We start from the raw sequence: 661 nt of genomic DNA on the forward strand, positions 1-661 counted from the left end.
CTCATGTTATCCCTCCTCTAATTTGTCTAATAAATCATTCCATAGTTGACGTATTCTTTCTCTACTTAATTCAAATATCTTTGCAATTTCACTCATAGATTTCCCTTCACATAGTAAGAAAAATATGTAGTATTCCCTTCTAGTCGCTACTGTATAAATAAGCCGATCTAGTTCATTAAAGAACACTTGATCACCAGTATTCTCACTCAGTTTAAAAGGGTCGACTTTATCATTCAGTGAAAAGAAATCATCTATATTGGTATTTTTATCATTATATGTAGTATCATGGTTCTCTTTTGAGTAGTCACATATAAACTGCTTAATAGCATCTCTGTCGTAACTCATGCCCTTACACTTACTTTCTGTTTATTTGCATGTCTTAGCTTGTATAAGTCACGTTGTAGGCGTTCTATGAGGTCATAATCTATCGTCGAACCATTGGACTGCATATAATACATGATTTCCTTTTGTTCACCTGGAGTATATCGCTTAATAACTTGTTTTAATTGCTGCATGTTTCTATTCGCTTTTGTTTTGAAACGTTTCAATTTTTCTTTTTCACCTATAATATCAATCACTAACTTTTCTAGTGGATAGGATATTGATACAACGCCATGAACATCATTTGTAGTCATATGTGAGATATTTAAGTGATACATCA

Annotated in this window: 2 protein-coding genes; both read right to left on the bottom strand. The window is 32.4% G+C overall.

What is annotated here, in order from left to right:
* Positions 1-6 precede the first annotated feature (6 nt).
* Positions 7-345 (bottom strand): sigma factor-like helix-turn-helix DNA-binding protein, encoded by a 339-nt coding sequence (locus HMPREF2737_RS09670; RefSeq protein WP_037551732.1) that lies wholly within the window; start codon positions 343-345, stop codon positions 7-9.
* Positions 342-661: pathogenicity island protein (locus tag HMPREF2737_RS09675; protein WP_070650060.1), on the bottom strand; the 320-nt coding region annotated here is incomplete at its 5' end. The genes HMPREF2737_RS09670 and HMPREF2737_RS09675, both read right to left, overlap by 4 nt.

Origin of the sequence: Staphylococcus sp. HMSC069D12 (genome assembly GCF_001810405.1) — a bacterium.
GTDB lineage: Bacteria > Bacillota > Bacilli > Staphylococcales > Staphylococcaceae > Staphylococcus > Staphylococcus haemolyticus.